The organism is Streptomyces malaysiense, from assembly GCF_000980885.2.
Taxonomy (GTDB): domain Bacteria; phylum Actinomycetota; class Actinomycetes; order Streptomycetales; family Streptomycetaceae; genus Streptomyces; species Streptomyces malaysiense.
Genome location: NZ_LBDA02000018.1, coordinates 79,675 through 103,309, shown reverse-complemented (window position 1 = coordinate 103,309; position 23,635 = coordinate 79,675). Strand labels below are relative to the sequence as shown.

26 protein-coding genes and 1 pseudogene are annotated in these 23,635 nt (G+C 73.7%); 14 read left to right on the top strand and 13 right to left on the bottom strand.

Annotation, left to right across the window (positions count from 1 at the left end; translation table 11 throughout):
- Window positions 1-57: 57 nt before the first annotated feature.
- On the bottom strand, window positions 58-1,170 hold the full coding sequence (locus VT52_RS09600) for a PP2C family protein-serine/threonine phosphatase (RefSeq protein ID WP_046416746.1): 1,113 nt from the start codon (window positions 1,168-1,170) through the stop codon (window positions 58-60).
- A 271-nt stretch (window positions 1,171-1,441) separates the two neighbouring features.
- Here VT52_RS09600 and VT52_RS09595 point away from each other — a divergent pair, with 271 nt between their 5' ends.
- From VT52_RS09595 to VT52_RS09575, 5 genes are all read left to right on the top strand, one after another.
- Window positions 1,442-2,350, top strand: coding sequence for a GNAT family N-acetyltransferase (locus tag VT52_RS09595; protein WP_046416745.1), 909 nt, complete (start codon window positions 1,442-1,444; stop codon window positions 2,348-2,350).
- 264 nt (window positions 2,351-2,614) lie between these two features.
- Complete coding sequence (locus VT52_RS09590; RefSeq protein WP_046416744.1) at window positions 2,615-3,151, top strand: EF-hand domain-containing protein; 537 nt, start codon at window positions 2,615-2,617, stop codon at window positions 3,149-3,151.
- Entirely contained in the window at window positions 3,148-4,248 is a 1,101-nt protein-coding gene (locus tag VT52_RS09585) for an isocitrate/isopropylmalate family dehydrogenase (RefSeq protein WP_046416742.1), read from the top strand. Before VT52_RS09590 ends, VT52_RS09585 begins: the two co-directional genes overlap by 4 nt.
- On the top strand, window positions 4,245-4,889 hold the full coding sequence (locus VT52_RS09580; RefSeq protein ID WP_046416740.1) for a cysteine hydrolase family protein: 645 nt from the start codon (window positions 4,245-4,247) through the stop codon (window positions 4,887-4,889). The genes VT52_RS09585 and VT52_RS09580 overlap by 4 nt, the downstream gene beginning before the upstream one ends.
- Complete coding sequence (locus VT52_RS09575) at window positions 4,868-5,791, top strand: class I SAM-dependent methyltransferase (RefSeq protein ID WP_046416739.1); 924 nt, start codon at window positions 4,868-4,870, stop codon at window positions 5,789-5,791. The genes VT52_RS09580 and VT52_RS09575 overlap by 22 nt, the downstream gene beginning before the upstream one ends.
- A gap of 126 nt (window positions 5,792-5,917) precedes the next feature.
- Here VT52_RS09575 and VT52_RS09570 read toward each other — a convergent pair whose 3' ends face one another.
- The 3 genes from VT52_RS09570 to tgmA are packed head-to-tail and all read right to left on the bottom strand — an operon-like array spanning window position 5,918 to window position 8,034.
- On the bottom strand, window positions 5,918-6,805 hold the full coding sequence (locus VT52_RS09570; protein WP_046416737.1) for a Gfo/Idh/MocA family protein: 888 nt from the start codon (window positions 6,803-6,805) through the stop codon (window positions 5,918-5,920).
- 35 nt (window positions 6,806-6,840) lie between these two features.
- On the bottom strand, window positions 6,841-7,824 hold the full coding sequence (gene tgmB, locus VT52_RS09565; protein WP_046416735.1) for an ATP-grasp ribosomal peptide maturase: 984 nt from the start codon (window positions 7,822-7,824) through the stop codon (window positions 6,841-6,843).
- Window positions 7,825-7,842: 18 nt separating this feature from the next.
- On the bottom strand, window positions 7,843-8,034 hold the full coding sequence (gene tgmA, locus VT52_RS09560; RefSeq protein WP_046416733.1) for a putative ATP-grasp-modified RiPP: 192 nt from the start codon (window positions 8,032-8,034) through the stop codon (window positions 7,843-7,845).
- Window positions 8,035-8,218: 184 nt separating this feature from the next.
- Between tgmA and VT52_RS38665 the strand changes: the two are divergent.
- A pseudogene (locus tag VT52_RS38665) lies at window positions 8,219-8,536 on the top strand (fructosamine kinase family protein); the annotation flags it as partial.
- Between the two features lie 507 nt (window positions 8,537-9,043).
- Here VT52_RS38665 and VT52_RS09550 read toward each other — a convergent pair.
- Window positions 9,044-9,922, bottom strand: coding sequence for an SCO6745 family protein (locus VT52_RS09550; RefSeq protein WP_046416731.1), 879 nt, complete (start codon window positions 9,920-9,922; stop codon window positions 9,044-9,046).
- 361 nt (window positions 9,923-10,283) lie between these two features.
- Between VT52_RS09550 and VT52_RS09545 the strand changes: the two genes are divergently transcribed.
- Together VT52_RS09545 and VT52_RS09540 are read left to right on the top strand one after the other, a co-directional pair.
- Complete coding sequence (locus VT52_RS09545) at window positions 10,284-10,814, top strand: hypothetical protein (protein WP_046416728.1); 531 nt, start codon at window positions 10,284-10,286, stop codon at window positions 10,812-10,814.
- A 124-nt stretch (window positions 10,815-10,938) separates the two neighbouring features.
- On the top strand, window positions 10,939-11,601 hold the full coding sequence (locus VT52_RS09540) for a class F sortase (RefSeq protein ID WP_046416726.1): 663 nt from the start codon (window positions 10,939-10,941) through the stop codon (window positions 11,599-11,601).
- A gap of 32 nt (window positions 11,602-11,633) precedes the next feature.
- Here VT52_RS09540 and VT52_RS09535 read toward each other — a convergent pair whose 3' ends face one another.
- The 3 genes from VT52_RS09535 to VT52_RS09525 all read right to left on the bottom strand — a co-directional run bounded on the left by VT52_RS09535 (window position 11,634) and on the right by VT52_RS09525 (window position 15,070).
- On the bottom strand, window positions 11,634-12,863 hold the full coding sequence (locus tag VT52_RS09535; protein ID WP_046416725.1) for a GDSL-type esterase/lipase family protein: 1,230 nt from the start codon (window positions 12,861-12,863) through the stop codon (window positions 11,634-11,636).
- A gap of 33 nt (window positions 12,864-12,896) precedes the next feature.
- On the bottom strand, window positions 12,897-13,466 hold the full coding sequence (locus VT52_RS09530) for a TetR/AcrR family transcriptional regulator (RefSeq protein WP_046416723.1): 570 nt from the start codon (window positions 13,464-13,466) through the stop codon (window positions 12,897-12,899).
- A gap of 158 nt (window positions 13,467-13,624) precedes the next feature.
- Entirely contained in the window at window positions 13,625-15,070 is a 1,446-nt protein-coding gene (locus VT52_RS09525; RefSeq protein ID WP_046416721.1) for a glyceraldehyde-3-phosphate dehydrogenase, read from the bottom strand.
- A gap of 231 nt (window positions 15,071-15,301) precedes the next feature.
- On the opposite strand from VT52_RS09525, the gene VT52_RS09520 reads away from it, so the two are divergent.
- From VT52_RS09520 to VT52_RS09505, 4 genes are all read left to right on the top strand, one after another.
- Entirely contained in the window at window positions 15,302-16,510 is a 1,209-nt protein-coding gene (locus VT52_RS09520; protein WP_240509700.1) for a hypothetical protein, read from the top strand.
- A gap of 106 nt (window positions 16,511-16,616) precedes the next feature.
- Window positions 16,617-16,937: a hypothetical protein gene (locus tag VT52_RS09515; protein WP_046416717.1), complete on the top strand. Its 321-nt coding sequence runs from the start codon at window positions 16,617-16,619 to the stop codon at window positions 16,935-16,937.
- A 151-nt stretch (window positions 16,938-17,088) separates the two neighbouring features.
- Window positions 17,089-17,916 carry a PP2C family protein-serine/threonine phosphatase gene (locus VT52_RS09510; RefSeq protein ID WP_046416715.1) on the top strand — a complete coding sequence of 276 codons (828 nt, stop codon included), beginning with the start codon at window positions 17,089-17,091 and terminating at the stop codon, window positions 17,914-17,916.
- Window positions 17,917-18,015: 99 nt separating this feature from the next.
- Window positions 18,016-19,041: an MASE1 domain-containing protein gene (locus VT52_RS09505; protein ID WP_046416713.1), complete on the top strand. Its 1,026-nt coding sequence runs from the start codon at window positions 18,016-18,018 to the stop codon at window positions 19,039-19,041.
- A 32-nt stretch (window positions 19,042-19,073) separates the two neighbouring features.
- On the opposite strand, the gene VT52_RS37530 is transcribed toward VT52_RS09505, so the two are convergent.
- From VT52_RS37530 to VT52_RS09495, 3 genes are all read right to left on the bottom strand, one after another.
- Entirely contained in the window at window positions 19,074-19,289 is a 216-nt protein-coding gene (locus VT52_RS37530; protein WP_143070859.1) for a hypothetical protein, read from the bottom strand.
- Window positions 19,290-19,452: 163 nt separating this feature from the next.
- Complete coding sequence (locus VT52_RS09500) at window positions 19,453-19,905, bottom strand: ATP-binding protein (protein WP_046416712.1); 453 nt, start codon at window positions 19,903-19,905, stop codon at window positions 19,453-19,455.
- Between the two features lie 254 nt (window positions 19,906-20,159).
- Entirely contained in the window at window positions 20,160-20,333 is a 174-nt protein-coding gene (locus VT52_RS09495) for a CsbD family protein (RefSeq protein ID WP_069734908.1), read from the bottom strand.
- A gap of 126 nt (window positions 20,334-20,459) precedes the next feature.
- Between VT52_RS09495 and VT52_RS09490 the strand changes: the two genes are divergently transcribed.
- On the top strand, window positions 20,460-20,939 hold the full coding sequence (locus VT52_RS09490; protein ID WP_079174952.1) for a MarR family transcriptional regulator: 480 nt from the start codon (window positions 20,460-20,462) through the stop codon (window positions 20,937-20,939).
- Window positions 20,940-21,073: 134 nt separating this feature from the next.
- Window positions 21,074-22,726, top strand: a complete 1,653-nt coding sequence (locus VT52_RS09485) for an MFS transporter (protein WP_240509704.1) — start codon at window positions 21,074-21,076, stop codon at window positions 22,724-22,726.
- 18 nt (window positions 22,727-22,744) lie between these two features.
- Here the strand turns inward: VT52_RS09485 and VT52_RS09480 are convergent, their stop codons facing one another.
- Both VT52_RS09480 and VT52_RS37880 read right to left on the bottom strand, forming a co-directional pair.
- Window positions 22,745-23,398, bottom strand: coding sequence for a DedA family protein (locus tag VT52_RS09480; RefSeq protein ID WP_046416711.1), 654 nt, complete (start codon window positions 23,396-23,398; stop codon window positions 22,745-22,747).
- 35 nt (window positions 23,399-23,433) lie between these two features.
- Window positions 23,434-23,607 (bottom strand): hypothetical protein, encoded by a 174-nt coding sequence (locus tag VT52_RS37880; RefSeq protein WP_167377674.1) that lies wholly within the window; start codon window positions 23,605-23,607, stop codon window positions 23,434-23,436.
- Window positions 23,608-23,635 lie beyond the last annotated feature (28 nt).

Genomic DNA, 23,635 nt, shown 5'->3' with positions numbered 1-23,635 from the left:
GGACCCGCGGCGCGTGGGCCGACCCGGTTCCCGGGCCGGGCGGGCCGGCCGCCGGTGTCAGGCGGGCCGGTCGCCCGGGACCGGCGCCAGGACCAGCATCGTCGCGTCGTCACGGACCTCGTAGCCCAGCCGCGCGAGGTCGGTCCACACGGCGGTGGGCAGCTCTCTGTCACGGGTGCCCGCGAGGGCGGCCAGCCGGTCCGGCAGCGGGTAGAAGACCCCGGAGCGGTCCCGTGCCTCCCAGACGCCGTCGGAGGCCAGCAGCAGCCGGTCGCCCGGCTCCAGCGGCACCGTGACCTCCTTCGGCGCATCGGCCCCGACCAGGCCGATCCCCAGCGGGGTGCCCGGCATCACGGTGACCTCCCGCGCGTCGCCCCCGCGCAGCAGGACCGGGGCCGGATGACCGCACGCCACCACCCGCATCGTGCGCGCGCCGGCCGCGAACTCCACCAGCACCGCCGTCGCGAACAACTCGCCGTCCGGCGTGCCCGCCGCGTCCGTCGCCAGCCGGCGGTCCATCCGGGCCGCCACCGACTCCAGGTCCTGCTGGTCCAGGACCGCCTCCCGGAACGCGCCCAGCAGGGACACCACGGTCGAGACGGCCGTCAGCCCGTGCCCGCGTACATCGCCCATCACCGCCCGTACGCCGTACGGTCCTTCGCGCACGTCGAAGAAGTCCCCGCCCACCAGCGTGCCGTTCTCGGCGGCCCGGTAGAAGCCCGCGCAGCCGACCCGGCCGACCCGCTCGGGCAGCGGCGGCATCACCGCGCGCTGCACGGCCTCGCCGATCGTGCGTTCCACCTCGAGCTGGGCGTCGCGGCGGCTGCGCACGAAGGACACGAACACGCTGAGGAGGGCGACGAAGACGATGGTCAGCAGGTCGGTGTTGCCGGGCCGGTTCAGATGGGTCTCGGGCACGTTCAGGGCCACGACCACCAGGAGGCCGAGCAGGGCGGTGACCAGCGGGCCGTACGAGAGCACGGCCAGCGGCGGGATCGCGCCCAGCAGGAAGCCCAGGTCGCTGGCGTGGGGGGTGACGGTCGAGGCGAGGGTCACCGCGACCAGCAGCAGCACCGGCAGCAGCCGGACCCACCACGGCGGCGGCGCGCCCCGCAACCAGCCGCGATCCTCCTGGTTCCCACGCGACGACCATTCGCGCACCGATCGCACAAGCCCACGCTACGCCGCCCCCGGGAGGAGGGCCCGTCGGTCGCTTGCCGCGCGCCGACGGCGCCCACCGGAGGCGGTGCGGAAAACCGATGGACTCCGGACGAGCGGCCGGTTAACGTATGACCGCACATCCGAGACGGACCAAGGAGGCGAGTGTCATGACCACAGCCATCATGCGCTCCCACCTCCCCGTCGCACGGGTGTGCAAGGTCTGACCGGGAGCGCGTTCCCGCCGCGAGGTCTCTCGCGGCACGCATCCCGGAGGAAACCCTTGACCGATCTGGTCATGCGCACGCTCGACGAGAGCAGTGCGCCCCTGTTCCACACCATGCCCGACCCGCTGGCCCTGGCCGAGAAGCACCGGCTGGTCACCTTCCGCCCCGAGTGGCAGCGCATCGCCCTGCGCGACGGCCGCACCGTGGCCCGCGCCGCCTGGTGGGGGCGCGCCGAGGACCCGGAGCCGCTGCTGGTCAACTGGCTGGACGTGGCCGAGGGCGAGGAGGTGGCCGGCGCCGAACTGCTGCGGACCGCGCCCTGGCACCCCGACGAGATCGACCTCGACCTGCCCGCCGGCTGGCGCGACGACCCACGGCTGCGGGCCGCCGCCGACACCCGCGCCGCGGCCGCGCGCATGGCCGGCTACTCGCCCCTGGTGGAGCGCTTCCTCTACCGCTGGACCCCGGAGCACGGCCTGCCCGAAAGCCCCGGCCGCCTGGTCCTCACCCCGGAACCGGACGACGCCGTCTTCCTCGACCTGCTGCGCCGCGTCCACTCGGTCACCCTCGACGCGCACGCCCGCCGGGCCATCGCGGAGGGCGGGATCGAGCAGGCGGCCCAGGAGGAACTCGACGTGTTCCACTGGATGCCGTCGCCGCGCTCCTGGTGGCGGATCGCCCGGACCCCCGCCGGTGACCCGGTCGGCATCCACATCCCCGCCCGCAACCCCTCGGGCCCCTGCGTCGGCTTCGTCGGCGTCGTCCCGGAGCATCGCGGCCACGGCTACGCCTACGACCTCCTCGTCGAGTGCACCCGCTTCCTGGCCGCCGAGGGCGCCGAGTTCATCGCCGCCGCCACCGACCGGTCCAACTTCCCGATGGCCGCGCACTTCGCCAGGGCGGGGTACCCCGTCGTACGGGAGCGGGTGAGCTTCTGGGCCGACGGCGCCGCCAGTGCCGGGTGAGATGCCGGCCGGGCGGTGACCGGCCGGCCGGCTCCCCGCGGCGGGCCGCCGCGGACGCGTCCTTCCCCGAGACGGGGCGGCAGCCGGTACGCGGCGGTTTCCAAGATCGGCGTGTTCATGCCTTCGGCGGTAAAATTCCTTCCTTCGGGGGCACTTGGCCGCCTTTTCCTCACCGGGCGCCGGTGCCGAGCCGATAGTGGATCCGCCGCCGGGTCCGGGGTCCGGCGGTGTTCTCGCGCACCGTATGACCGGAGGGGAAACACCATGGCCACCACCGAGGCGAACAACCGGGTGGAACTCGTCTTCTCGCTGTTCGACGCCAACGGCAACGGCGTGCTGGATCCCGGGGACTTCGAACTCATGGGCAGGCGGGTGGTCGAGGCCGTGCCCGAGGCCGGGGACGGCGCGAAGCACCGGATGCTCAAGGCCTTCCAGGGCTACTGGGACACCCTGCGCACCGAGCTGGACGCCGACGGCGACGGGCAGGTCAGTCCCGAGGAGTTCAACGCCATCGTGCTCGACCCCCAGCGATTCGACGTCACCGTGGACGAGTTCGCCGAGGCCCTCGCCGCGCTGGGCGACCCGGACGGCGACGGCTATGTCGAACGCCCGCACTTCGTCGCCCTGATGACGGCCATCGGCTTCCAGCGCCCCAACATCGAGGCTTTGTTCGACGCCTTCGAGCCGGTCCACGGCGACCGCGTCCCCGTGGTCACCTGGGCCGACGGCATCCGTGACTACTACCGCCCGGAGAAGTCCGGCATCCCCGGCGACCACCTCACCACGGGGACCGACCAGTGACCCGCGACCCGGGCACCCCCGTCATCGGACTGGCCGTGGGCCGGGGCACCGGACCCGAACTCGCCGACGTCTTCGAGCGGGTGCTCGGCGCGCTGACCACCGGGCACCCGGGCGCCGTGACGATCGAGCGTTCCCCGCGGCTCTACCACTCCTACCACTCGCTGCGCGGCGAATCCGACGTCGCCGCCGTCCGCGGGCTCACCGCCGCGGACGCGGACCACTACGAGCGGTTCTGCCGCACCCGCGCCGAGCAGGGCACCACGGCCGTCTTCCGGACCGCCGTCAACGCCCAGTCCCTGTACCTCGTGCGCCGACGGCTGCGCGCCGTCAAGGTGGACCTCCTCGGCGCCGACGGCCGCTCCCTGCTGCTGGTGCGTGACCAGGCACAGGGGTTCTACACCGGGGACAACCGGCACACGCCCGGCGAGATCACCCGGACCATGACCTTCGGCCGGGAGATCACCGGGAGCGTCGTCCGCTACGCCCTGCGCCGGGCGCGCCAGGAGTGGCCGGACGGGCGGATCGGCCGCATCGTCATGGCGTACAAGTTCCATCTCCTGGACGGCGCGCTGGACGCCTGGGTGAGCGAACTCGCGGCGGAACTCGGCGTGGAGATCGGCCTGTTCCAGCCGGACACGGTCAACCGCAACCTCATCACGCACGGTCTGCCCGACCGGACGCTGCTGATCGCCGGGAACGAATGGGCCGACATCATGCACGTCATGCTGCTCGACCGGTTCGGCTCCGACCGGCAGGAGAACCGTTGCACCGAGAACGTCTTCCTGGACCCCGCGCTGGCCGGACTCACCGAGTACCAGACGGTGCACGGCTCCGCCGACGACATCGCGGGCCGGGGCCTCGTCAATCCGGTGGCGACCATCCGCGCGGCCGCGCGCGTCGCCGAGGGGCACGCCGGATGCCCCGGTGCGGTGGAGGCCGTGGAGAAGGCCCTGCGGATCCTGGAGGAACGGGGCATATCCACGCCCGACCTCGGTGGGCGGCACTCCACCACCGCGGTGGCCGACGCCCTGCTCGACGCCCTCGACGCGCCCGGAGCCGGGACACCGGCCGACGACGCCCCGGCCGGCGGCTCATGACCGGCCCGACGGAGGAGCGGACGGCCCTGGTGGTCGTGGACGTGCAGAACGACTTCTGCACCGGCCCGGCCGCCCTGGCCCGCTTCGGCGGCGACCCCACCGTCCTGGACGCGGCCGTCGCCGGCACCGTCCGGGCGGTGGCCGCGGCCCGTGCGCGCGGTGTGGAGGTGGTCTTCGTCCGGTTCACCGGCGACCCCGAACACCAGGGCGCCGCCTGGCGGTCGCGGGACCGCGTCCTCGGCAAGCGGCCGAAGTGCCTGGAGGGCTCCTGGGGCGCCGAGTTCCACCGGGTCGCTCCGGAGCCGGGCGAGCGGGTATTCACCAAGCGCGCCCGCTTCGACGCCTTCCTCGGCGAGGGCTTCGAGGACCACCTCGGCGCACGCGGTGTCGGCCACCTGGTCCTCGCCGGGCTGTACGCCGACGTGTGCGTGGACACCACCGCCCGCACGGCGTTCCAGAAGGGCTTCCATGTGACCGTCCTGACGGACTGCACCGCGGCCCTGCACCTGCCGTACGACGACGTCCTGCGGTTCATGCGCGTGGTCTACGGCGCCCGGACCACGACCGGTGCCGACCCGGCGGCCTGGACCGCGCCGGCGCTCGGGCCCGAGGAGGTGCCGTGCATACGGCCGGGGGCCTGACCGCGGGAGTGGCCCGGGGCGTGGGCCGCACCGCCCTGCTGGTGGCCGCGGCCCGCGCGATCGAGACACATCGCCCCGACGCGCTGGCCCGGGACCCGTTCGCCGAGCACTTCGTGCGCGCGGCGGCGGCCTCGGCGAACTGGCCGGTACGGCCGGGACAGGTCCCCGGCGGGGACGCCGACCCGCTGTGGGGCAGGCTCGGCCGGTACTTCGCCCTGCGCACCCGCGTGCTGGACGACCACCTGCTGCGCTCGGCGCACCTGGGCGTACGTCAGGTGGTGATCCTCGGCGCGGGCCTGGACTGCCGGGCATACCGGCTGGACTGGCCGCCGGGGTGCGCGGTGTACGAGGTGGACACGGCGGAGGTGCTGGCCTTCAAGCAGACGGTCCTCGACCGGCTCCGGGCCGCCCCCACCGCCGAGCGCCGCCCGCTCGCGGCGGACCTGCGCGAGGACTGGGCCGGCATCCTGCGGGCCGCGGGTTTCGACCCCGCCGAGCCCACGGCCTGGCTGGCCGAGGGACTGCTGCTGTATCTGCCGGCGGCGGCCGAACGGCGCCTCGTCGCCACGATCGACCGGCTCAGCGCGGCGGACAGCACCCTGGCCTACGAGATCAAGGGCCTTGTGGAGTCCCCGCAGGTGCGGTCCAGCCCCGTCTACACCACCACCCTCCGGCGCGTCGGCATCGATCTGCTGGCGCTCTTCGACGCCGGGCCCCGCCCCGACTCGGCAGCCGAACTCGCCTCCCTGGGCTGGACGGTGACCACCCGCACCCCCTACGACTTCACCCGCAGGCACGGCCGCGGCCCCCTCCCGGAACCGAACGACGCCCTGGCCGCCAACCGCTGGATCTTCGCGGCGGCGGCGCCGACGGACGGGAGGCCGGTCCGGGGCCACGGGTGACGGCTCCGGGCCGGGGCGCCGGGAGGACGGCACCGGCTCCGGCGGGGCGGAGCACGGGGCCGGGCGCGAGCGGTCCGCGATCCCCGGGCGCCGGCCCCTCGGCGCCGGCGCACAGGGCGCCCGGAACTACTCCGTGTTCGCCGACAGACGGGCCTCCGCCGCTGCCAGGATCTCCGTGACCCGGAGGCCGAAGGACGCGTCGCAGGGATGGGGACGGCCGGTCCCGGCTGAGGCCAGGAGGGCGTCGGCGGCCCGGGTGAGGGCGGTGACGGCGTCCTCGGACGCGGCGGGCATGACGGTGACGCCGTGATCGCCGCGCAGTTCGTACCCGGTTCCGGCGGCCGCCGGCGGAACCGACTGGCTGAGGGTGACGGTGCTGGAGGCCCCGGCCGCATGGTCGAGGACCAGGTGCACGGTGTCTCCCGGGCCGTGGCCCGCCGCCACCACCTCGGTGACGTCGCCGAGGATGGGCATCAGCACGGACAGCGCGTGCGGGCCCAGGTCCCACAGCGCGCCCTTCTCCTGGCGCCACGGAGAGGCCGCGAAGGGGCTGTCGGTCGTGAACACCGCCCCCAGCCAGTGCGCCCGCGCCGTGCACCAGCCCGCAACCGAAGCCTGTTCCCCGATCCACGCCTCCGGCTCCTTCTGGAAGCGCGCGGTGAAGAACACCACCGACGCCACCCCGGCCCGCTCCGCCGCCTCGGCGACCGCACGCGCGTCGGCGACGGACAGCGCGAGCGGCTTGTCGAGGAGCAGATGCCGCCCGGCCCGTGCCGCGCGGACCGCCAACGGGGCCTGCACGGACGGCGGCAGGGCGACGGCGACCGCGTCCACGTCGGCCAGCAGCGCGTCCACGTCGGTGTACGGGGTGACGTCGTACCGCTGTGCGAGCGCGGCGGCGGCCTCGGGGCGGCGGCCCCACACCCCGGCGAACTCCAGGCCGGGGTGCCCGGCGAGGGCGGGGGCGTAGGCCGCCCGAGCCCAGGGACCCGTTCCCAGCAGTCCGATGCGCATATGGCGTTCCTCTCTCCGAACCGGTCCCCGCGTCCTCAACAGCCTGCGCCTGTCGCCGCGTTCGCACATCCGTCTTCCGGAAGTCCGTCCGCCGCGAGCCATTCGGCGATGGTGGCGGCGATGGGCTGTCCGGTGTCCATCTCCACGAACCCGAACTGACCGGACTGGTTGCACTCCAGGAACCACCAGACGCCGTCCGCGTCTTCCGCGAAGTCGAAGGCACCGTAGGCGAGTTCGGCCCCGCGCAGATAGCGCAGGACCCCGTCGGCGACCCACCCGGGCACCGCCACCGGCCGCCACGGCGACACGGACGGGGCGAACCGGACGTCCACGTCGTCGGGATGGGCGTCCGGATTCACCGGTTTGCGGGCCGCCAGCAGGGTGCCTCCGACGGCGGTGAGCCGGATGTCGGCCTGCTTCACCACGCGTTCCTGGAGCAGCGTCGGTCCGAAGGCGACCGCGCTGAAGTCCGCGTCCGGCGCGACCCTGCTGGTCGGCACCGCCCGCGGCGGTTCCTGCGGATGCGCCCCCGAGACCGGTTTGACCACCAGGTCCGGATGGCGCTCCGCGAACTCCTGCGCGGCCTGCGGGAAGGTGGTGATCAGTGTGGCCGGCACCATGAGCTCGCTGCGCTGCGCGTGGCGCAACTGCCACGGCTTGTAACGGGCGCGGCGGGCGGCGTCCGGATGGTTCATCCAGCGGGCGCCGGTACAGCGGAGCATGCCGTACAGCGCCTGCGCGGACTCCTCGGTCAGCCAGGCGGACGGCTGGGCGGCGCGCACGGCCGCCGTCCCGGGCCTGCGCACCCAGATGGAGCGCAGGCCGTCCAGCTCCACCAGCCGTCCGCCGACGGACAGTTGCCCGTGGCAGGTGCCGTGCGCGTACTCGCCCGACAGCGCGACCCCGTCGGTCAGGTCGGCGGGGTCGAACCGGACGACGGGCACCCGGGCCTCGCGGAGGCGGAGGACCACCATGTCCGCCGTCACGTCTTCTTCACTGGTCAGGATGAGCACGGTCATCGTCTGCGGGCCCGCGGCTCAGTCGTCGAAGTGCGTCTTGGAACCGGCGGTCGAGGTCGTGGTCCCCAGCGCGCGCAGGGTCGCGTGGTCCGTCGCGGCGATCCGCCCGTCCGGGAGGACGTTCAACTGCAGTCCGGAGTCGTACGCGTACGGAACGGTTACTTCCAACTGCACAGCCGGGCGCGCGTAGTTGAGCGTGAACGGTTGCATGGTCTCTCCCTGGTTCGGCTTTCACGTCCTTATACGATTCGAACGGGTGATTGGTTTCCTTACGCTGCGTGACCATGGCGCGGAGGGGTGCGTTCCGTCGCGGTGCCGGACACCCCGCTCATACAGCGAGTGCCCCGCGTGCCACGGACAGTGCGCGCTCCGCGTATCCGCGTCCGAACCGCCGCGGCCGGGCGAGGCGGCGGTGTCCGAGCGGGTCTGCGCGCGGCCGCCGGAACCGGCCGGGACCGCCGGACCGCGCGCACGGCCGCACGGCGATCTGTGGCACGGCGGTGTGCCGTGGGACGCCGACGGTGGGGTGCGGCCCATCGTCCCGGCCGTGCGCGGCGGGCACCGGGAGGCCGATCCGGAGATGCTTCGGCTCTTCGGCCGCCCGCACTTCGACCGGGTCCTCGCGGGGCGCCGGGAGCCGGCGCCGCTCGCCGCCGGCCGGCGCGAACGCGGGGGAGTGCACCGGCTCTTCCCGCTCCTCGTGCACGCGGTACGCCGAGCCGGAGCGCGGCGCGCCGGACGCGTGCGGGGCCGTCGGGGCCTGACCGAAACGGAGCGCCACCCTCACGCCGGGCTCCCCGGTCGCCATCCGCCCGGCGGCCATCCGGCGCTCGTCGTGTCCGGGCGTCCCGGGCACCCCTGCGGCGCCCGCCGCGCCCGGCCGGCCCGGCCCCGCCATCTCCGCGCGGACCGCGCCGGGGGCGTCGGCGCGTTCGACCGTCACCGGGGTGGCGTCGTCCGGCGGCACCCGCACGGGCGAGCCGGGCATCCCCCGCGCCGCGTCGACCCGGCGCCCGGTGAGCCGGGCCGCCGCCTGTCCAGGATCCTCGCCTCGCGTGACCACGGCTTCAGAGTACGGCGGACAACTCCAGCTCAGGAGAGGCTACTTCGACCGTTACTACGACGCTTTTCAGCCGTTCGGAGCGGCCCCGCGCGCGGGCCGGAGCCGCACGGGCGGCGCGAGTGCGCCCGGTGGCCACACGAGGCGCCCGGCGTACCGTCAGTCGCCGACGGGGGTCGAACGCGCGGGCAGGCCCACCGGGTTGCCGGGCGGCAGCAGGTCCGATTCCGCCACCGCGCGGGCCAGCGGATCCAGCAGGGCGGCCAGCCGGGCGGTGCGGTCCGGGCCGAGGGCATGCCAGGGGCTCTCGGCCGCCGCGTCGGTCAGCGCCTCGACCTGCGCGCGCGCCGCCGTTCCGGAGGCGGTGAGGGAGCCGTCCCCGGCGAGCAGTCCGCGCTCGCGCAGCCGGACCCCGGCCGCCGTCCAGTCGCCCTGCCCCCACTGGCGGGTCTCGCGCAGGAAGTCCTCGTCCGACTCGCCGGCGGCCGCCTTGAGCACCATGGCCTCGACCGGGCCGAGCCCCTGGCCGACCAGCACCGCGACATGCCCGTCGCCCCGGTGCTCGCGCAGGGTCGTCACCGCCTGCCACAGCCGGGCCGTCGGCCGCTCCGGACGCTCCAGCGCCTGGTTGGCCGCCGCCAGCACCCGGCCCGTGGTGTCCGCGGCGGCCGCGGCCTCCCAGGCGAGATCGGCGGCCTCGGTGAACTCGGCGGAACCGGTGACCTCCGGTCCGTACAGCCCGGTCATCGCCGCGTCCATGGCGTCCTCGCGGGCCGCGAGGACCTGCGCGGGAGCCGCGTACCTCCAGGCGTCCGGCAGTGCCCTGGCCACCCGGTCGTGGTGGAAGACGTAGAAGCCGCTCGTCACGACGGCGGGGGAGACCGGGCCGAGCGGGGCGGCCCGCAGCGCGAAGTAGCCCATCCAGTAGCCGCGCAGGCCCAGCGCCCGTGCGGCGTGGTGTGCCTGCGGTGCGAAGTACACCAGGTCGTGCACCGGTTCGTAGCGCTCCCACAGGGCCCGCGCCATCCCGTTCGCCACTGCCGCCTCCCACCGCCTCGGCCGCCGGCCGTGTGCCGCCGTACCGTCCGCCACAAGACTGCGCTATGACCACTGTCATAACAAGGGCGGGTGACGAACCTCTCGCCGGCCTCGCCCCCGGCTCGTCCTCGGCGGGGCGCAGTGGGTCCGGCGGGACGCGGCAGGGTCCGGTGGCGGTCCGGATTGGACCGGACGAGGGGCTCCGGGCCGTGCGCACTGGGACAGACGGGTGGGCCGTTGACACGGCTGGGCGGCCCGGATGGTGGGAGCCGACGGCCTCGCTGACGGTGGTTCATGTCGAGACCGGGTCCATCCAGCTGATGAGGCGTCCGCTGCCCGGTCACGGCGGAAGGACTACACGATGCGTTCTGCCCGTACCCTCCTGGCCACGGCAGCCGCCGCGGCCGCCCTGGCCTTCGCCACGCCCGGCGCCGCGTTCGCGGCCCCGGCCGGGCACGACTCGGGCCGTGGGGACTCCTCGTACAGCAGTGACTCAGGCGGTGGCCGCGACAAGGGCTCCGACCGGGACCAAGACAACGGCAGCGGAGGCGGCAACGGCCGCGGACACGACCGGCCCCGCGGCGGAATGCACACGGGTGGCGGAGCGCTCGCCACGGTGCTGCGCGACGACAGCAGCAGCGGCGGCGGCCGCGGCAAGAGCGGTGACGACGACAGCGGTGGCGGCGGCCGCGGCAAGGGCGGCGACGACGGCGGCAGCGACTGGGGCGGCGGCTCGGACGGCGGTGGCGGCAAGCCGCGCGGCGGCATGCACACCGGTGGCGGCGCGCTCGCCGGCCCCGGTGTGACCACGGGCGGCCTCGCGGTCCTCGGCGCGGGCGCGGCCGGCCTGTACGCACTGCGCCGCAAGAAGGCCGCGCGGCCGGCGTCCTGACCGGAGCCGCGGACGCCGCCGGCGCGACGACCGCGCCGGCGGCGCGTGCCCCTCGCGGGGCGGGCGGAACCCCCGCCGTCGACACCCGTCCCCGTACCGCCTTGTCCCAGTGAGGTGATGTCCGATGGCAGCGGATCCGTCCCCCGCGCGGCCTCCCGAACCGGAGCCGGACGCGTCAGGTGCCGCCCGTGGCGGGCGGCTGGTGCTCTGGGGGGTGGCGATCCTCTTCCTCGCCGTCAGCATGTTCGGGGGGCACCGGGGATCGTTCCCGGCGCCGCGCGCGACCCCGGCCTCCGGGGCCAGCTCCACCGGATCGCCGTCGGCGGCCGCCGGGTTGCCCCGGTCCGAGCCGACCCGGCTGCTCATTCCGGAGATCGGTGTCGACGCCCCCTTCACCCAGCTGACCCTCGACGCCGCGGGGCAGCTCCAGCCGCCGCCCGCGGCGGACACCAATCTCGTCGGCTGGTACGCCAAGGGCGCCGCGCCCGGCGAGAGGGGCACCGCCATCATCGCCGGGCACGTGGACACGAAGGTCTCCGCGGCCGTCTTCGTCAATCTCGACCAACTGGACGCCGGGGACCGGTTCTCCGTGGAGCGCGCCGACGGACGGACCGCGAACTTCGTCGTGGACAGCGCCGAGACGTTCGCGAAGGACGACTTCCCGAGCGACCGGGTCTACGCCGACGCGGCACGCCCCGAGGCCCGGCTCATCACCTGCGCGGGCGACTACGACCACACGGCGAAGGACTACACCGACAACCTGGTGGTCTTCGCCCACCTCGTCTGAGCTCCCCGGCGGCCCGCCGCCGGGCGGCGGGCTCACGCCGATGGCGGCCGGGCCGGCCCCGATCGGCGCAGCCGGTCCCGCGAAGCGCCGTCGGCCCAGCCCCGCCGGTCCGCGAACGCGCCCCCCGGGCCGAAGACCGCCGCCGCGAACCGCTCGCCGATCCTGCGGTGCGCGGCGGTGTCCGGGTGGAGGCCGTCGGGCAGCGGGAGTTCGGCGAAGTCGGCCTCGCCGTACAGCTCGCGGCCGTCGAGGTGGAAGAGCTTGTCGTCCTCGGCCGCACGCTCGCGCACGATCCGTGCCAGCTCCGCGCGGATGACGCCGAGCGTGAGCTTGCCGGCCGCCGTCTCCGCCGGGTCCCCGGCGGCCCGGAAGGCGAGCCGGCCCTCCGCGAGCGCGGTGCGGTCCCAGGCGGTGGGGCCGGGAGTGTCCTCGTGCATCGGGCACAGCACCGGGGAGACGACGAGCAGCGGGGTGTCCGGGTGCCCCTCGCGGACGGTGTCCAGGAAGCCGTGCACCGCGGGCCCGAAGGCGCGCAGCCGCATCAGGTCGCTGTTGACGACGTTGATGCCGAGCTTGACGCTGATCAGGTCGGCCGGGGTGTCCCGCAGCGCGCGGGCGGTGAACGGGTCGAGCAGCGCGCTGCCGCCGAGGCCGAGGTTGACCAGCTCGGCCCCGCCGAGGGCGGCGGCCAGCGCCGGCCAGGTGGCGGTGGGGCTCGTGGCGTCCGAGCCGTGGCTGATCGAACTGCCGTGGTGCAGCCAGACCCTGCGGCCGCGGTCCGGTACGGCCGTCACCGGCGCGTCGGTGCGCAGCGCGACCAGTTCCGTCCGCTCGTTGTGCGGCAGCCAGATCTCCACGTCCTTGGGCGTCTCGGGCAGCCCGGAGAACCGTACGGTGGCGACCGGACCCGGCGTGTGCTCCGTGCTTCCCGTGGCCATGTCGACGGTGAGGGTGTCGCCCCCGGCCGCGGTGGCGCTGCCCGCCGGCCGTCCGTCCACCAGCAGGTCGTACACCCCGTCGGGACGCGGGGGAGCGCCGGTGTAGACCCGCTTCGTCGGCAGGGTGTCCAGCTCGACGGCGGTGGCCCGGGTGCGGAACACCAGCCGTACGCCGGCGGGCTGGGACTCGGCCAGGGCGAGCTGCGGGTCGGCGCACTGGGCGCGGGCCCGGACGGGCAGCCGGTGCGGCAGCAGTCCCCGCTCGGTGCGTTCGAGGTCGAGGGCGCCGCGGACGAGGTCGGCGGTGAGTGCGGTGGTGTGCATGATGTCGGCCTGTGTTTCGTCGGAGGCGTCGGCTCAGCGGGCGGGCCAGTTGCGCAGCAGGGAGTCCAGGGCGTCCACGATCCGTGTCCAGGACTCCTGGGAGTTGGGGGCGCTGTGCGCGAAACCGCCGGCCGCCTCCAGGCTGACGTAGCCGTGGCAGACACTTCCCAGGAGGCGCACCGCGTGGGTCTGGTCGGGTTCGGGCAGGTCGTAGCCGCGCAGGATCGCCCGGGTCAGCTGGGCGTGCCGGGGGCCCGCGCTCGCGGCGGCCGTCCCGGGGTCCAGCGGGTACCGGGCCGCCGTGTAGCGGCCGGGGTGGGCGAGGGCGTAGTCGCGGTAGACGTCCGCGAACGCGCCGAGCGCGTCCTTGCCGGAGCGCCCGGCGAGCGCCTCTGCGGCGCGGTCGGCCATCTCCGCCAGGGCGAGCAGCGCGATCCGCGTCTTGAGGTCCTGGGAGTTCTTCAGGTGCGAGTACAGGCTCGCGACCTTGACGTCGAACCGCCGGGCCAGCGCCGACACGGTCACCTGCTCGAATCCCACCTCGTCGGCCAGCTCCGCGCCGGCACGGACCAGCCGCTCCGTGGTCAGTCCCGCACGCACCATCAGCTTCCTCCCTTTAACCTAAAAGGATTATGTAACTTCCTAATCCATTTAGGCAAACCGATGAGTGGTGAAGGTGCCCTGAGGTCGTCCGGGAACGCGAACGGCCGCCGACCGGGGGCTCCGGTCGGCGGCCGCGAAGGGCGCCGTGGGCTGGGGCGTCAGACCGCCGTCGCCGGGTACGTCGGGTACTCCACGCCCGACACGTACTGCACGACCCGGACGACCTGGCACGAGTAGCCGAACTCGTTGTCGTACCAGAGGTAGAGGATCGCGTTGTCGCCGTCGACCTTCAGCGCGCCGGCGTCCACGATCGAGGCGTGGCGCGAGCCGATGAAGTCGCTGGAGACCGCGTCGGGCGCCGTGGTGAAGTCGATCTGGCGCTTGAGCGGCGAGGTCAGCGAGACGTCGCGCAGGTAGTCGTGGACCTCCTCGCGGGTGGTCTCGCGGGCCAGCTGGAGGTTGAGGATCGCGATCGAGACGTCCGGCACCGGAACGCGGATCGAGCTGCCGGAGATCGGCGCCTTGAGGTCGGGCAGCGCCTTCGCCACGGCCGAGGCGGCACCGGTCTCGGTGATCACCATGTTGAGCGGCGCGGACCGGCCGCGGCGCTCGGCCTTGTGGTAATTGTCCAGCAGGTTCTGGTCGTTGGTGAACGAGTGGACCGTCTCCACGTGACCGCGCAGCACGCCGTACTCGTCGTCCATGGCCTTCAGCGGCGGGACGATCGCGTTGGTGGTGCAGGAGGCGCAGGACAGGATCTGCTCGTCCGGCTTGATGGTGTCGTGGTTGACGCCGTGCACGATGTTCGGGACGTCGCCCTTGCCCGGCGCGGTCAGCACGACCTTCTCGATGCCGGGGCGCAGGTGCTCGGACAGGCCCGCGCGGTCCCGCCACTTGCCGGTGTTGTCGATGAGGATGGCGTCACGGATGCCGTACTCGGTGTAGTCCACCTGCGACGGGTCGTCGGCGTAGATCACCTTGACGGCGTTGCCGTTGGCGATGATCGTGCTGTTGTCCTCGTCCACCGTGATGGTGCCCTGGAACTGGCCGTGGATCGAGTCGCGCCGCAGCAGCGAGGCGCGCTTGACGATGTCCTGGGCGCCGCCGCCGCGCACCACGATGGCGCGCAGGCGCAGCCCGTTGCCGGAGCCGGCCTTCTCGATCAGCAGGCGGGCCACGAGGCGGCCGATGCGGCCGAAGCCGTACAGCACGACATCGCGCGGCTCACGCCGGTCGATCTTGTTGGCGCCGGTGGCGCCGGCGACCGCCTCGGCGGTGAACTCCTCGACGCTCAGGCCGCGTTCGTCGGCCTGGTAGAGGGTGGCGAGCATGCCCAGGTCGATCTGGGAGGGGCCGAGGTCCAGGGTGGTCAGGGCCTTCAGGAAGGGCATCGTCTCGGTGACGGACAGCTCCTCGCCGGCGATCTGCCGGGCGAAGCGGTGCGTCTTGAGGATGCTGACCACCGACTTGTTCACCAGGGAGCGGCTGTGCAGCAGGACGGTCACGTCCTGCTCGCGGTGCAGCTTCCCGATGAGCGGGATCATGGACTCCGCGATCTCCTCGCGGTTCTTCCAGTTGGTGAACGAGTCGTCGTTGACAGTCACAGGTCCGGTCCATCTTTCGAGCTAGGCAGCGCTCATATGATAACCACACCCTACGTGGGTCCCTCCGGGGGGCCGCAGGGGGGTGCCCGAAGAAGGGTTCGACCCGTTGGGTCAGGGGACCGTAAGGGACTTACACCCATTTCTTGACCGATTCCTGATTCAGGGTGGAAGTGCGCAGGAAACCCGAGTCGTGGATTGCACGTCTTACCCGGCGTGCCCAAGGTCAAAAGCGTGAGCACCTCCTCCGTACCCCGGCCCGAACCGGCCGCCCCTTCCCGTCCCGCAGGCCGCTTCGACCTGCCCCGGATCGCCCGCCGCGGGATCCCCGAAGGGGCGGTGCCGGCCCTCGCACTGTTCGCCTGCGTCCGGCTCGCCGGGATACTCGCGGTGATCCTGACCAACGCCCTGCGCGGCCACCCGCTGGTGCGGACCTTCGCCCACTCCTGGGACTCCCGCTGGTACCTGCACATCGCGGCCCAGGGCTACGGCCACAAGATGTGGATCAGCCCGCAGGGCGCCGTCCAGACCGACTGGGCGTTCTTCCCCCTCTATCCGGCGCTCATCCGAGCGCTCAACACCGTGCTGCCGCTCACCCCGGGCCAGGCCGCGCTGCTCATCGCCTGGCTCGCGGCGGGCGTCGCGGCGTACGGCGTCTACGTCATCGGACATCTGCTCCACGGCCGGGGCGTGGCCACCGCGCTGGTCGGCCTGTGGGCGGTCATGCCGCACGCCGTCGAGCTGACCATCGCCTACACCGAGTCGCTGTTCGCCGCACTCGCCATCTGGTCCCTGTACTGCGCGCTCCGGAGCCGCTGGCTGTGGGCCGGTGCGCTGGCCGCGCTCGCGGGCCTCGCCCGGCCCAGCGGCTTCGCGGTGGCCGGCGCCGTCGTCGCCGCCGCGCTGTACGAGGCCTGGCGAGCCCGCGGCCGGGTCCCCTGGCGGCTGTGGGCCGGCGCCGTCCTCGCGCCGCTGGGCTTCCTCGGCTATGTGCTGTGGGTGGGCGCCCGGGTCGGCGACCTGTTCGGCGGCTACTTCAAGGTGCAGAGCGCCTGGGACTCGCGCTTCGACTTCGGCGTCGGGGCGGCCCGCTTCGTCAGGGCCCTGCTGCTGCACGGCGGCGGCGTCGTCTATACGGTCGCGCTGCTGGTGGTGGCCGCCGCACTGCTGCTGTTCGCGCTGCTGTGCCTGGAGCGCCCCCCGCTGGTCCTGGCCGTCTTCGCCGGGGTGCTGATCCTGCTCGTGCTCGGCGGCTCGGGCTCCTTCTCCTCCAAGCCCCGCTTCCTGCTCCCGGCCTTCCCCCTGCTCATCCCCATGGCCCGCGCCCTCGCCCGGACCTGGCGGGTACGGCCCGTCCAGGCGGTCCTCGTCTACGGCGCGCTCACCCTGGTGTCGCTGTTCTTCGGCGCTTACGTCACGGCGGTGGCCCACTCCCCGCTGTGAGCGGCCGGCCCGGGTGAGGAGTCCGTAAGAAGCCGATCACCCGGGCCGCCCCGTGCGAAGGCCGGGAAACGGGGTAGTCGAGGGGACGCCATAGGAAAGGACCGACATGACGACCTACCTGATCAGCGTCCCCGGCACCTTCATCACCGGGGTCGGCGCGGACACCCGGACCCGGCTGACCCGGGCGCTGCGCCCCGTGGACCCGCACGGCACCCGGATGGGCAGCAGCGAGGACCTGGACGTGCTCAACGTCAACGACGACAACACGTTCACCCTCCGCCTGACCGTCGAGGCCGACACCGGTCCGCACGCCGAGGAGGAGGCCCGCCGGCTCGCGGACACCGCGCTGCGCGGAGCGGGCCTGGACGAACGCAGCGCGCCGCTGGGGCCCGCGGTGATCACCGGGATCGACTCCGACGCGAGCTGAACCGACGCGGAGGCGGGGTGCGCGGCCCGCCGGGCGGGCCGCGCCGAGTTCGGTCAATTTAGGTAAAATCTAGGCGTTTGCCGATGATTCGGGCAGCCGTGCTCCTCGGGGGCGGCCGTCTCCCAGGGCACCCTCCGCCGGAAGTGAACCGATGCCCCGCAAGCGCTCCACCGACGACGGCGACGAACTGCTGGCCAGACTCGGTTCGCTCACCGCGCAGGCGCGCGAGCGTGCGGAACTCCAGCGCACCCAGGTCGAGCTGGCCATCGCCCTGCAACGGGGCATGCTGCCCCGGGACCTGCCCACCGCCCCCGGACTGCACCTGGCGGTCCGCTACGCGCCCGCCTGCTACGGGCTCAACGTGGGCGGCGACTGGTACGACGCCTTCCCGCTGCCCGACGGCCGGATCGGCCTGGCCATCGGGGACGTACAGGGGCACAACATCGAGGCCGCCGCCTTCATGGGCCAGGTCCGTGCCGGGCTGCGCGCGCTCGCCTTCGCCACCGGCGAGCCCGGCGAACTGCTCGCCCGCACCAACGAACTGCTCCTCTCCCTCGGCAGCGAACTCTTCGCCACCTGCACCTTCATGCGGCTCGACCCGGCCACCGGCGCGACGGAGAGCGCCCGCGCCGGCCACATCCCCTTCGTCTGGGCCACGGCGGACGGCAAGTCCGGTGTCGTCGACGACGAGGGCGGGCCGCCGCTCGGCATCCAGCGGGACGTCGACTACCCGGTGACCCGGCACCGGCTGACCAGCGGCGGGCTGTTCGTGCTGCTCACCGACGGTGTGGTGGAGGGGCCCTCGCTGACCGTCGAGGACGGCCTGGAGCAGGTGACACGGCTCGCGGGCATAGCCGCCGTCGCGGGCCTGGAGAGCCACGCGCTGGCCGCCGCCGTGATCAAGGGCGCAGAGAGCATCGGACACGAGGACGACGCCGCCGTGCTAGTCGTCGGCCTCGACGGGCCCGGACGGCCGTAGGGTCCGCAGGGCCCGCAGGGTCCCTCGATTCAGCCAGAGGGCCGGACCCCGGGCGCTCTCGCCTCGCCGAGCCGCGCCGGGCGGTGTGAGATGGCTGCTGTGGTGGGTATCGCGGAACTGCGCCGGCCGGGCGGCTACGTCGTCCAGGTGCTGGCCGTCGCGGCCCTCTACTACGGCTCCGCCCGCCTCGGCCTGCTGCGCGAGCTGTCCGTCGGCAGCGCCGTCTTCACCCCGATCTACCCGCCGACCGGCGTCTCCGTCGCCGCCCTGCTGATCCTCGGCATCGGCTGCTGGCCCGGGATCACCCTCGGCGCCCTCGCCCTCATCCTGAGCATCTCACCGCCCGGCCCCGATCTGGTCGGCATCCTCTTCGGCAACACCGCCGCCCCCGTGTGCGCGGCGATCCTGCTGCACTGGGCGCGCTTCCGCCCCGACCTCAGCCGGTTCCGGGACGGCCTCGCCCTGGTGTTCCTCGGCGCGCTGGGCGCCATGACGATCAGCGCGACCGTCGGTGTGGGCATGCTCGTGCTCACGGACAAGCTGGCCGCGCACGCCTTCTGGCCGGTGTGGCTCGCCTGGTGGGTCGGCGACGCGATGGGCGTCCTGCTCGTGACCCCGCTGCTGCTGATGCTGCGCGGACTGCGCAGACCGGTGTCCCTGGGCCGATGGCGGGAGGCGACCGCGCTGACCGTCATCGCCTGCGTGCTCGTCCCGGTGGCCGTCTACAGCTCGCTCAGCCTGCTCTTCCTGGTCTACCCGCTGATCGTCTGGGCCGCCCTGCGCTTCCAGCTCGCGGGCGCCGTGCTGTGCGCGCTGTTCACGTCCGTGATGGCCACCATCGCCGCCACGGACGCGAGCGGCGCTTTCGTGGGGCTGAACCCGGTGGAGATCATGGCCAAGCTCCAGGCGTTCAACGGGACGATGGCGCTCACGGCGCTCCTGATGGCCGCGCTGATCACCGAGCAGCGCAACACGCGTCGCTCGGTGGAGCAGGCGTGCCAGGAACTGGTACAGGTCCTCGAACACCTGACCGCGGGTGATCTCCCGCTGACCCGGCCCCAGACGGATACCGAGGGGACGCAGGGCCGCGACGACCCCGGGGGCCGGTCACCGCCGGTCCCGTGAGGTGTGCCGCCCGGCAGGGCGTCCCAGCCGGGTCAGTGCGACTCCTGGCCGCCGCCCCGTTCCCCGGAGCCCCTGCTCCGGGAGCTGCGTTCGGCGATGTCGCGGGGGGTGGGTGTGGGTGTCGGCGAGTCGCCGGACGACTTCGCGGCCCGGCGGCGCTCCGCCGCGTCCCGGCGGTTCACGTCCCCTTGTTCCTGCCGGCGTTCCTGCCCGCTCTGACGCCGGTCGTCACGTGCGTCTGCGTTCATACCGTGACGAGTACCCCCGCTCCGGGCGCCGCAACGTACCGCTGGGTGCGGCGCGGACCGGACAGGTGGGCGGGAGGGTCGGCAGGACGGAGCGGGCGATGGGCAGCGGGGGGCGACCGCGCGGGCGGCGCGGGTGTGCGGCCTCAGCCGCCGTGCCGCGGACTCACTCGCCGTCCCGCGCCGCGGCGTCCGCGGCGACGAGGGGCACCGTCGCGGTGACCCGCTTGCCCTCGGGCAGCTCCGTCACCTCCAGGCTCCGCGAGAGCATTGTCACCAGGTGCAGACCGTGGCCGCCGACCCGTCCGGGGTCCGGCGGGCGGCGGTGCGGCGGCGTGGTGGAGGTGTCCGTCACGCAGATGCGCAGCGACCGGGCGCCGGGCCTCAGCTCCAGGCTGAGGGCGCACGGGCCCGGCGCGTGTTTCTCCGCGTTGGTCAGCAGTTCGCTCACGACAAGCTGCGCGTCCTGGACCGAGCGCCGCAACGGCGCCGGGCGTGCCGCGGCGAGCAGGGCGGCGACGGCGTCACGCGCGTCGGCGCTGCTGCACATGCCGGTGTCCCAGGTACGGCTGTAGCCCAGGTCCTGCGTCCTCGGATGCGTCCTCAGCGAGATGTCCATATCTCGTCGCCCTTTTCCCTCCGGGGTTCGGGGTCCCTTCCTGCGAGCGTGCGGGGAACGTGCCGTCCTGTCAGCTCGGCTACCCGCTGGTCCGGCGATCAAGGGGACGTGCGCCGGGAATCCTTCGGTTGCGCACGAATCCCTGCTGGGAGCGGGTGCCGGACGCGACAGCGGGCCCCGGGAATCGCTGGGGTGGATTCCCGGGACCCGCTGGAGTCGATCGTCCGGGTCAGCGCCGCGGCCGACGCCGGGTCTCAGTGTTTGAAGGTGTCCTTGGCCTTCTCCTTGGCCTGCCGGGCATCGCCCTTGGCGCCTTCCATGCGGCCCTCGGCCTCCATGCGCTCGTTGCCGACGGCGCGGCCGACGGTCTCCTTGGCCTTGCCCTTGGCCTGCTCGGCCTTGCCCTTGGCCTTCTGGTTGCCTGCCATCGGAGCCTCACATCCCAACGTGTCGAGAAGTCCGTTCGCCCTTCGGTTTGCCACTGCGACTCCTCTCAAACCGATTACCCGTCCTCGGTTGTACAGTCCACACTGCTAAATCTATTGTTACTAATCATGGACGCGACGACAGAAGACGTGGCGGGGGCGGCCGTCCGCGAGCCGGGCGGCGACGCCGGGACCGGCGCGCTCGCGGGTGCGCTCCGGCTGGCCATGGGCCGGATCGTGCGCAGGCTGCGCCAGGCCCATGCGGTGGGCGACCTCACCCTCTCCGGCGCCTCGGTGCTGGCCCGGCTCTCCCGCGGCGGCCCCGACTCGCCGGGCGCGCTCGCCGAGCTGGAGCGGGTACGCCCGCAGGCGATGGCCGGCACCCTGGCCGGCCTGGAGCAGCGGGGCCTGGTGAGCCGGGCACCAGATCCGGCCGACCGGCGCCGGGCCGTCATCGCGATCACCGAGGAGGGCCGGGGCGTGCTGGAGCGGCGCCGCTCCGAGTCGGCCGACCGCCTCGCCCACGCCCTGGACGGGTTCACCCCGCGGGAGCGACAGGCCCTGACCGACGTACTGCCCCTCCTCGACCGGCTGGCGGAACAGCTGTGAACGCCGGTACGCCCGAGGGCGGCATACGCGCCCGGCTCCTCGCCCGTGCGGCCCGGCAGCGGGCCGCACCGCCCGGCCCCGGCTACAAGTGGGTCGCCCTGTCCAACACCACGCTCGGTGTGCTGATCGCCACGATGGACGCGTCCATCGTGATCATCTCGCTGCCGGCCATCTTCCGCGGCATCGGCCTGGATCCGCTCGCGGCGGGCAACATCGGCTATCTGCTGTGGATGATCCTCGGCTATCTGCTGGTCTCGGCCGTCCTGGTGGTGGTCCTCGGCCGGCTCGGCGACATGTTCGGCCGGGTGCGCATCTACAACCTGGGTTTCCTGGTCTTCGCCATCGCCTCCGTCGCCCTGTCCCTGGACCCGTTCCGGGCCGGGGCGGGCGCGCTGTGGCTCATCCTGTGGCGCGTCGTGCAGGCCTTCGGCGGGTCCATGCTCACCGCCAACTCGGCCGCGATCCTCACCGACGCCTTCCCCTCCCGGCAGCGCGGCACGGCGCTCGGAGTCAACCAGATCACCGCGCTCGCCGGGCAGTTCCTCGGCCTGCTCGCCGGTGGGCTGCTGGCCGCCGTGGACTGGCGGGCCGTGTTCTGGGTGAGCGTCCCGATCAGCGTCACCGGCACCGTCTGGTCGTACCTGAGCCTGCGCGAGACCGCGGCCGGCGGGCGCGGCCGGGTCGACTGGCTCGGCAACATCACCTTCGCCTCGGGCGCCGGCATCCTGCTCGCGGGCATCACCTACGGCATCCAGCCCTACGGCGGCCACCCCACCGGCTGGACCGACCCGCTCGTCCTCGCCGGGCTGATCGGCGGCGTGTGCCTGCTGCTCGTCTTCTGCGTGGTGGAGAACAAGGTCGCCGAGCCGATGTTCCGCCTCTCGCTGTTCAAGGTGCGGGCCTTCGCGGCGGGCAACCTCGCCGCCCTGCTGACCGCGATCGCCCGTGGCGGGCTCCAGTTCATGCTGATCATCTGGCTCCAGGGCATCTGGCTGCCGCTGCACGGCCACGACTTCGAGGACACCCCGCTGTGGGCGGGCATCTTCATGCTGCCGCTCACCCTCGGCTTCCTGCTCGCCGGTCCCGTCTCCGGCTACCTCTCCGACCGCTTCGGCGCCCGGATCCTCTCCAGCGCCGGGCTGCTGGTGGTCGCCGGGTCCTTGCTCGGGCTGCCGGCCCTGCCGGTGGACTTCGACTACGGCCCGTTCGCCGCGCTGCTGCTGCTCAACGGGCTGGGCCAGGGCATGTTCTCCTCGCCGAACACCTCCTCGATCATGGGCAGCGTGCCGGCGAGGTACCGGGGCGTCGCCTCCGGGATGCGCTCCACCTTCCAGAACTCGGGCACGGCCCTGTCCATCGGGGTGTTCTTCTCGCTGATGGTCTCCGGCCTCGCCGCCACCCTGCCGAAGACGCTGAGCGGCGGCCTGGCGGCGCACGGCGTGCCCGCCGCGACCGCGCACCAGGTGGCCTCGCTGCCGCCGGTGAGCACCCTGTTCGCCACGTTCCTCGGCGACAACCCCATCGGCCATCTGCTCGCGGGCGGCACCCTGGACCGGCTGAGCGCCGCCCAGCGTGCCACCCTGACCGGCCACACGTTCTTCCCCGAACTGGTCTCCGGCCCCTTCCACCACGGGCTGACCATCGTCTTCGGCGTGGCCGCCGGCATGGCCCTGGTCTCCGCCGTGGCCTCCGCGCTGCGCGGCGGCCACGAACGGGGCGACGGGACGCCGGCGGCCGAAGCGGGGCGGGCCGCGCCGGAGCCGCGCGGGGCGGCGCGCCCCTCCTGAGGCCCCGGGGCCCTGGAGTCAGCTCGTGGCTCCGGGTCCCTCGGGCCCCGCGCGTTCGTGGCGCCGCCGTACGACATGGCGGGCCACGAGCGCGAGGACCAGGGCCGCGAGGGCCAGGAGGAAGTAGAGCTCGTAGCGCTTGATGTCCTCGTAGACCGCGTCGATGTGGCTGCCCGCCAGATAGGCCAGGGTGGTCCACAGTCCCACCCACAGGGCGGCGCCCAGGGCGTTGAAAGCGAGGAAGCGGCGCCAGTGCATGCCCGAGGTGCCCGCGACGATGCCGTTGGCCTGGCGCAGGCCCTCCACGAACCGGGCCACCGTCACGATCACGCCGCCGTGCCGGGCGAAGAAGTCCTCGGCGGCCGCGAACCGCTTCGGGGTCAGGAAGACGTACTTCCCCCAGCGGTGCACGAAGGCGCGGCCGCCGAAGTGGCCGATCAGATAGCCGATGTTGTCCCCGACGACAGCCGCGGCGAACGCGATGAGGGCCACCTTCACGATGTCCAGCTCACCCGCGCCCGCGTACACCCCGGCGGCGAGCAGGATCGTCTCGCCGGGAGCCGGGATGCCGAAGTCCTCCACGAGGATCACGGCCCCCACGGCCCAGTAGCCGTAGTGGCCGAGCAGCGGCGCCAGGTGGGCCAGTGGTCCGGGGAGCGGAGGGGCGGCCATGCCTCAACGGTACGGGCCGGCCGTGGTGCGGGCCCTCAGAGGGCCGGGCCCCCGGCGGTACCGGGGGCCCGCTGGCAACTCGGGCACAGCTCGTGCTCGCCGTCGCGGCTGACGACGGTCCCCCAGCCGAGGCAGCGTTCGCAGTCGCGGGCGCGGCTCAGGTCCGGGTGGGGCGGCGGGACGTGGCTGGGACGGGCTGCGTGCACCATGCGGCGAGCGGCTCCTTGTGGTGTGGGG